Genomic DNA, 6,348 nt, shown 5'->3' with positions numbered 1-6,348 from the left:
GGGTCAGGCGGCCGACCGGGAGAATCCCAGTGGACGGGACAGGCGTCTGCCTGCTTGCTGCCGTCGGGGAACCGCGCGTGGTGTGTGGCTGATCGCGCCCACGCGGCGAAGCCGCACCATGTCACAGCCCCGCGCCCCTGAAGGGGCGCGGGCCGACCCGTCAGCCCGCGGAGAGCTCCGTCAGGTCTGCCAGATCCGCCAGCGGCAGTGTGTGCTGGGTCTGGAGGACCTTCGCCCGCAGGTAGCGGACGTTGTGGGCGGTGGTGAAGACGCCCGTGGGGACGCGGGTGCGGACCTTGACCCCGAGGTCGCGGAGCTGCTGCGCCTTGTCGGGGTTGTTGGACAGCAGGTCCAGGGTGTCGATGCCGAGGGCCCCGAGCATCTGCGCGGCCGCGGTGTAGTCGCGGGCGTCCTCGGGGAGGCCGAGGGCGGCGTTGGCGGCGTAGGTGTCGAGGCCCTCGTCCTGGAGGGCGTACGCGTCGAGCTTGTTGTACAGGCCGATGCCCCGGCCCTCCTGGCGCAGGTAGAGGAGGACGCCACCGCGGTCGGCGATCTGCTCCACCGCCTCGCGCAGCTGCGGGCCGCAGTCGCAGCGGGCCGAGCCGAAGACATCGCCGGTCAGGCACTCGGAGTGCAGGCGGACCAGCGGGGTCGTGCCGGGCTCGGGCTCGCCGAGGACGACGGCCACGTGCTCCTGACCGTCGGTCAGGCCGTGGAAGGTGACCAGCTCGGCGTCGACGCCGTAGCCGTCGTGGAAGCGCAGCGGGACCCGGACGCGGGAGCGGGTGGTGGCGGTGGGCTGGTCGGGCATGTGGGCCTCCGGTCCGGGTGCGGGTACAGGATCGACGATGTGCTCAGCTTGCTTCAGTTTTGAAGCACATCACCCACGGCGACTCTAGCCCTGCTTCAAACTTCAATCAACCCCATTGAGGAACCACGTGGGCGAGCGGGGCATTCCCAAGGGACGGATCAACCGGACGAACAGGAGCGGCGGCGCCACGGGAGGTCGTCCGGAGGCCCCACCCGAGGGCCGTCGCCCTGAAGCCGAGGGCCCTCACCCTGGAGCGCCTCCGCGATGCCCGCGCAGATCCGCTCCAACTGCTCCACCTGCTCCGGGTCGAGGTGGTCGAAGACCGCTCGGCGGACCGTCTCGACGTGCCCCGGTGCCGTACGCTCCAGAAGGGCCATCCCCTCCTCCGTGAGCACCGCCACACTGCCCCGCTTGTCCCACTTGCAGTCCTCGCGCCGCACCGCGCCGTCCTTCTCCAGCCGCGCCACGGCGTACGTCAGCCGACTGCGGGTGATCTTCAGGGACTCGGCGAGGTCGGTCATCCGCAGTCGCCGGTCCGGTGCCTCGGAGAGGTTGGCCAGCACCGAGTAGTACAGGTGCGGCATACCGGCCTCCTGCTGGAGCTGCCGGTCGAGCGCGTCCTCCAGGAGCACCGAGGCGGCGATGTAGGCGCGCCAGGCACGCTGTTCCTCGGGGGTGAGCCAGCGGGTCGTCATACGGACAGTGTAGTTATTGTTTAAAACTTGAACCACGGCCGTACGGTCACAACCACGGGAGCGACCCCCATGCCCCAGCCCTACGTCCTGTTGTCCGCCGCCGTCTCCCTCGACGGCTACCTGGACGACACCGGACCCGAACGGCTGCTGCTGTCGGGCCCGGCCGACTTCGACCGGGTCGACGAGGTACGGGCGGCCAGCGACGCGATCCTGATCGGCGCCGGCACCCTGCGTACCGACAACCCCCGGCTGCTGGTGAACTCCCCCGAGCGGCGCGCGGCGCGCGTCGCGGCCGGGCTCCCGGAGTACCCGCTGAAGGTCACCGTCACCGCGTCCGGAGACCTCGACGCCACGGCCCGCTTCTGGCACACCGGCGGCGAGAAGGTGGCGTACACCACGGACAAGGGCGCCGAACGCCTGCGCGCCCTCGGCCTGCCCGCCGACGTGGACGTGGTGTCCGTCGGCCCCGACCTCCGGTGGCGGGCCGTGCTCGACCACCTCGGGACCGTACGCGGCGTCCGGCGCCTCATGGTGGAGGGCGGCGGCCAGGTCCACACCCAGCTGCTCCGGCAGGGCCTCGCGGACGAGCTCCAACTCGCGGTCGCGCCCCTGTTCGTGGGCCAGTCGGACGCCCCGCGGATGTTCGGCACGGGGGCCTACCCCGGCGGCCCGACCAGCCGCCTGCGCCTGCTGGAGACCCGGCCCGTCGGCGACATCGTCCTCGTCCGGTACGCACCCACGGTCCCCGGCACGGGCGGGCAGCCCTCGGCGGCGGACCGGCACTGGCTCGACCTGGCCTGCGACCTGGCCGCACAGTGCCCGCCCTCGCGCACGGCCTTCAGCGTGGGCGCGGTGATCGTCGCCGCCGACGGTACGGAACTGGCCCGCGCCCACTCCCGCGAGGGCGACGACCCGGCGGCCCACGCCGAGGAGGCGGCCCTGGCCAAGCTGGACCCCGCCGACCCGCGCCTGGCCAACGCCACCGTCTACAGCAGCCTGGAGCCCTGCGCCCGCCGCTCCTCCCGCCCGTCCCCGTGCGCCCGGCTGATCCTCGACGCGGGCGTACGACGGGTCGTCACCGCGTGGCGGGAGCCGGACACGTTCGTCGTGGGTGCCGACGGCAGCGCCCTCCTGGCCGCGGAAGGCGCCGACGTCGTCGTACTCCCGGAGTACGAGCCCCGGGCGACCGCGCCGAACAGCCACTTGCTCACTCCCTGAGGTCCTGGGCACCTCTGTGGGCTGACGCGGGAGATCGTTGCCGGAGGGTGCCCGCCGGTAACCCGTGTGCGGGGCGCTCCGAAAATGACGTACACTGGTTTCACCGACGCGGGGTGGAGCAGCTCGGTAGCTCGCTGGGCTCATAACCCAGAGGTCGCAGGTTCAAATCCTGTCCCCGCTACTGAAGGCCCGGGGCCGGAATCCGAAAGGGTTCCGGCCCCGGGTGTTTTCGTGTCGTGGCGTCAGCGTGCTTCTACATCAGGGCCCACTGCTGTGTCCGGGATCACTTCTGTGTCCCGCGCGCACGGCTACGCCTCGGGCGCACCCGGTCCGGGGTGCCGCACGGCCTTCCTCACGTCCGCCTCGATCTCGCCGCGCGACTGCCCTTCCGCGCTCGCGTACTCGGTCACCGCGGCCTGCACGTCCCGGGCGAGGTCGCGCCAGGCCCGCCACGCGGTCTCGTACGTGTCGGTCTCCGTCTCGGTCCACTTCTGGGCGGTCGGGGGACCGTACTGTTCGCGCAACGCCTCCACTCGCGCGTGGGCCTCGTCCGCCGCGCGCTGCATCCCCACGAGCTCCTCGAAAGTCTGGGCCACGCGCACGAATCCTCGATCAGACGGCGCCCCCGACCGAGGCGCCACGCCGCGCCCCCACCGGCGCCCACCCCTTTGCTCAGCGGTTGACCGCGAAGACCGTGCCGCTGTCGTTGCCCACGAAGACCGTGCCGCCGGTCCCCGCGGGTGAGGAACGGACGTCCGCGCCGGTCCGGTACGTCCACAGCCGCTTGCCCGTGTCCGTGCGTACGGCATAGAGGTTGCCGTTCTTGCTGCCGACGTACACGGCGTCGCCGAGGACGGTCGGCGAGGAGTAGACGACACTGCCGATCGTGAACTTCCACTTCCGCTTCCCGGTGAGGGCGTCGACGGCGTACAGGTTGCCGTCGTCGCTCCCCACGTAGACGACCCCGCCGGACACGGCCGGAGAGGAGCCGACACCGCCCCGGGTGGCGAAGGTCCAGCGGAGTTCGCCGGTGTCGCAGTTGACGGCGTAGAGGTTGCCGTCGTAACTGCCCACGTAGACGACACGGTCGGCGATCGCCGGTGAGGACTTGACGTCGCCGTCCGTCCTGAAGGACCAGCGGCGTTCCCCGGTCGCCGCGTCCACGCCGTAGAGCCGGGAGTCCTCACTGCCCACGTAGACCTTGCTCCACGCGACCACCGGGGAGGAGCGGATGCGGCCCTCGGCGGCGAACGTCCACTCGCGGTCGCCGGAACGGGCGTCCACGGCGTACAGCCGCCCGTCGTCACTGCCCGCGTAGACCACTCCCCCGGCGACCACCGGGGAGGAGTTGACCTCGCCCTTGGCGCTGAACTGCCAGCGCTGCTCGCCGGTCTTCACGTCGACGGCGTAGAGGTGGTAGTCCGCGCTGCCGAAGTAGGCGACGCCCCCGGCCACGGCGGGGCAGGTGTAGACGCCGTTGCCGGTACTGAACTGCCAGCGCGGCTTCCCCGTTTCGGCGTCCAGGGCGTACATGCTCCCGTCCTTGCTGCCGGCGTACACCAGCCCGTTCGCGGCGAGCAGGGCGGGCGCGACCGGTCCTCCGGTGCCGTAGGTCCATTTCCGGCTGCCCGGGTCCGCCCCGTCGCCCGGGTCCTTCAGGGTGTTGTTCCCCTCGTCCTTGCCCTTGCCGTCGCCGGGGTCCTGGTCGCCGCGTCCCAGCATGTAGGTGGCCGCGCCGACGGCGGTGACGGTGCCGAGTCCGGCGAGCGCGATCAGCGCGCGGCGACGGGTCGGGGTGTCGGGAGTGCGGTCTCCTTCACCGCCCGGCGGACCGGCCGTTGGTACGGGGATCGGTACGGGGGTTGGCACGGGGATTGGTACGGAGCCGGGGGCGCTCGGGCCCGAAGGTCTGGGACCGTCGAGCGCGGCGGGGGTCGGCGGTCCGAACCCCGCGGGCGCCGTCGCGGTCTCCGCGAAGGGTTCCCCTCCCGTGGGCAGGCGCGGGTCCACCGCGTCCCCGGCCACCTCGGCCCGCCGCACCGAGGCGGCCACGGGCGCGGGCAGCCAGTCGCCGCCGTGGAGGGCGAGGGTGACGGTGTCCTCGCCGTACGCCGAGCCGGCAGCCGCTCCGGAGGCGGCATGGACTCGGCCGGAGAACTCGGCGAGCAGCTCCGCGACTGTGGGCCGGAGCACCGGATCCTTCTCGAGACAGCGGGCGAGAAGCGGGCGCAGCCCTTCGGGGACGGCGGCCAGGTCGGGCTCGTCATGGACCACGCGATAGCCGACGCCGACCGACGGACCGGTCCCGAAGGGCCCCTCGCCACCGGCGGCGAAGACGAGCACGCCCCCGAGGGCGAACACATCGGCGGGCGCACTGGCACGGCCGCCCGTCAGCTGCTCGGGCGACATGAACGCGGGCGTGCCGACGACGACTCCACTGCGGGTCAGCGAACTCGATCCGGCACTGATCGCGATCCCGAAGTCGATCACCTTGGGCCCGTCGGGAGCCAGCAGCACGTTGGAGGGCTTCAGATCCCGGTGGATGAGGCCCGCCGCATGGATGGCCTGGAGGGCCTCACTCAGTCCGGCGCCCAGGGCGAGCACCGAGGACTCGGGCAGCGGCCCGTGCCGCGCGATGGTGTCGTCGAGCGAGATGCCCGCGACATGGACGGTGGCGAGCCACGGCGGGTCCCCGTACGGATCCGCGTCGACGACCGCGGCCGTGAACGCCCCGCTGACCGCCCGCGCGGCCGCCGCCTCCCGCGCGAACCGCTGCCGGAACTCGGGCTCGTCGGCCATCTCGGGCCGGATGGTCTTGACGGCGACGGCCCGGCCGCCGGGCGACCGTCCCAGATAGACACGCCCCATGCCCCCGGCACCGAGGCGCCCCACGATGCGGTACGGCCCCACCTGCCGCGGGTCACCGCGTTCCAACGGCTGCGCCATGGGCCGCCCCCTGCCCCCCGCCCGCCGGAGTGCTTGCCGCTCCCCGGATGTCTGTCTGGTCCATGATGTCCGCCAGGCACGGAATCCGCACCTCACTGTGCGGACGGACGCCGGGGGCGGGGGTGGAGGTTCCCTTGGCTGCCGGTTCGTGAGTGCCCGCTGGTTCTCAGGCGTCCTCGGTGTCCTCGGTGTCCTGCGGCTCCTCGGTGTCCGCTGCGAGCAGTCGCATGCCGCGCGACTCTGCGACGCGCAGGGCGTCGGTCAGGCACTCGGCGAGGCGGAGGCCGGCGTAACGCACCTCGGTGTACGGCGAGGCGGGGTCGTCCAGCACGGATCGGGCGAGGACGAGCACGTCGGCGCCGATGGCCAATTGAGTGGCTTCCAGGTCGTCGGCGCGGCGGGACAGGTACCCGCCGCCATTGTCCGTCACCAGGTAGCAGGGTTTGCCGTCGAGAGAGGGCCAGGGCAGCAGGCGGGCGGACATCAGGCGGCCACCCCCTGCGCGCCGATCAGGTGCCCATCGAGGTCGATCCCGAAGTCTGCGGCAAGGACGAGAGCGAGGCGGCGGCGCTGCTGGAGTGCGGATTCCTGTTCGTGGGCGGCGAGATGGGGGCGTACGAGGGCGGAGTCGGTGCCGTCGAGGGCGGTGACGAGGCCGTACGGGGAGCGGTGGTGGGG

The 6,348-nt window shown here is 72.4% G+C and carries 6 protein-coding genes, 1 tRNA gene and 1 pseudogene; 2 read left to right on the top strand and 6 right to left on the bottom strand.

Annotation, left to right across the window (positions count from 1 at the left end):
* Positions 1–160: 160 nt before the first annotated feature.
* Positions 161–811: a GTP cyclohydrolase II gene (locus FNH08_RS41815; RefSeq protein WP_152776739.1), complete on the bottom strand. Its 651-nt coding sequence runs from the start codon at positions 809–811 to the stop codon at positions 161–163.
* A gap of 158 nt (positions 812–969) precedes the next feature.
* Positions 970–1,506, bottom strand: coding sequence for a MarR family winged helix-turn-helix transcriptional regulator (locus tag FNH08_RS41810; protein WP_152776738.1), 537 nt, complete (start codon positions 1,504–1,506; stop codon positions 970–972).
* Between the two features lie 69 nt (positions 1,507–1,575).
* On the opposite strand from FNH08_RS41810, the gene FNH08_RS41805 reads away from it, so the two are divergent.
* Positions 1,576–2,724, top strand: coding sequence for a dihydrofolate reductase family protein (locus FNH08_RS41805; RefSeq protein ID WP_152776737.1), 1,149 nt, complete (start codon positions 1,576–1,578; stop codon positions 2,722–2,724).
* 107 nt (positions 2,725–2,831) lie between these two features.
* A tRNA-Met gene (locus tag FNH08_RS41800) sits at positions 2,832–2,905 on the top strand.
* 127 nt (positions 2,906–3,032) lie between these two features.
* Here FNH08_RS41800 and FNH08_RS41795 read toward each other — a convergent pair.
* The 4 genes and pseudogenes from FNH08_RS41795 to FNH08_RS41780 form a co-directional block, all read right to left on the bottom strand.
* Positions 3,033–3,320 carry a hypothetical protein gene (locus FNH08_RS41795; RefSeq protein WP_322726321.1) on the bottom strand — a complete coding sequence of 96 codons (288 nt, stop codon included), beginning with the start codon at positions 3,318–3,320 and terminating at the stop codon, positions 3,033–3,035.
* A gap of 76 nt (positions 3,321–3,396) precedes the next feature.
* Positions 3,397–5,670: a beta-alanine-activating enzyme beta-propeller domain-containing protein gene (locus FNH08_RS53755; protein WP_407704561.1), complete on the bottom strand. Its 2,274-nt coding sequence runs from the start codon at positions 5,668–5,670 to the stop codon at positions 3,397–3,399.
* A 166-nt stretch (positions 5,671–5,836) separates the two neighbouring features.
* A complete protein-coding gene (locus FNH08_RS41785) occupies positions 5,837–6,154 on the bottom strand; it encodes a hypothetical protein (protein WP_152776735.1) in 318 nt (105 codons plus the stop codon).
* Positions 6,154–6,348, bottom strand: a pseudogene (locus FNH08_RS41780) (hypothetical protein); the annotation flags it as partial. The pseudogene FNH08_RS41780 and the gene FNH08_RS41785, both read right to left, overlap by 1 nt.

It is taken from the genome of Streptomyces spongiae, from assembly GCF_009377185.1.
Classification (GTDB): Bacteria; Actinomycetota; Actinomycetes; order Streptomycetales; family Streptomycetaceae; genus Streptomyces; species Streptomyces spongiae.
Note: the sequence above shows the minus strand (reverse complement) of the source record. Positions and strands in the feature narration are given on the sequence as shown.

What these genes read in the sequence shown, in the direction of transcription:
- FNH08_RS41815 (WP_152776739.1), bottom strand. Translation starts at nt 811, where the DNA reads ATGCCCGACCAGCCCACCGCCACCACCCGCTCCCGCGTCCGGGTCCCG.
- FNH08_RS41810 (WP_152776738.1), bottom strand. Translation starts at nt 1,506, where the DNA reads ATGACGACCCGCTGGCTCACCCCCGAGGAACAGCGTGCCTGGCGCGCC.
- FNH08_RS41805 (WP_152776737.1), top strand. Translation starts at nt 1,576, where the DNA reads ATGCCCCAGCCCTACGTCCTGTTGTCCGCCGCCGTCTCCCTCGACGGC.
- FNH08_RS53755 (WP_407704561.1), bottom strand. Translation starts at nt 5,670, where the DNA reads ATGGCGCAGCCGTTGGAACGCGGTGACCCGCGGCAGGTGGGGCCGTAC.
- FNH08_RS41785 (WP_152776735.1), bottom strand. Translation starts at nt 6,154, where the DNA reads ATGTCCGCCCGCCTGCTGCCCTGGCCCTCTCTCGACGGCAAACCCTGC.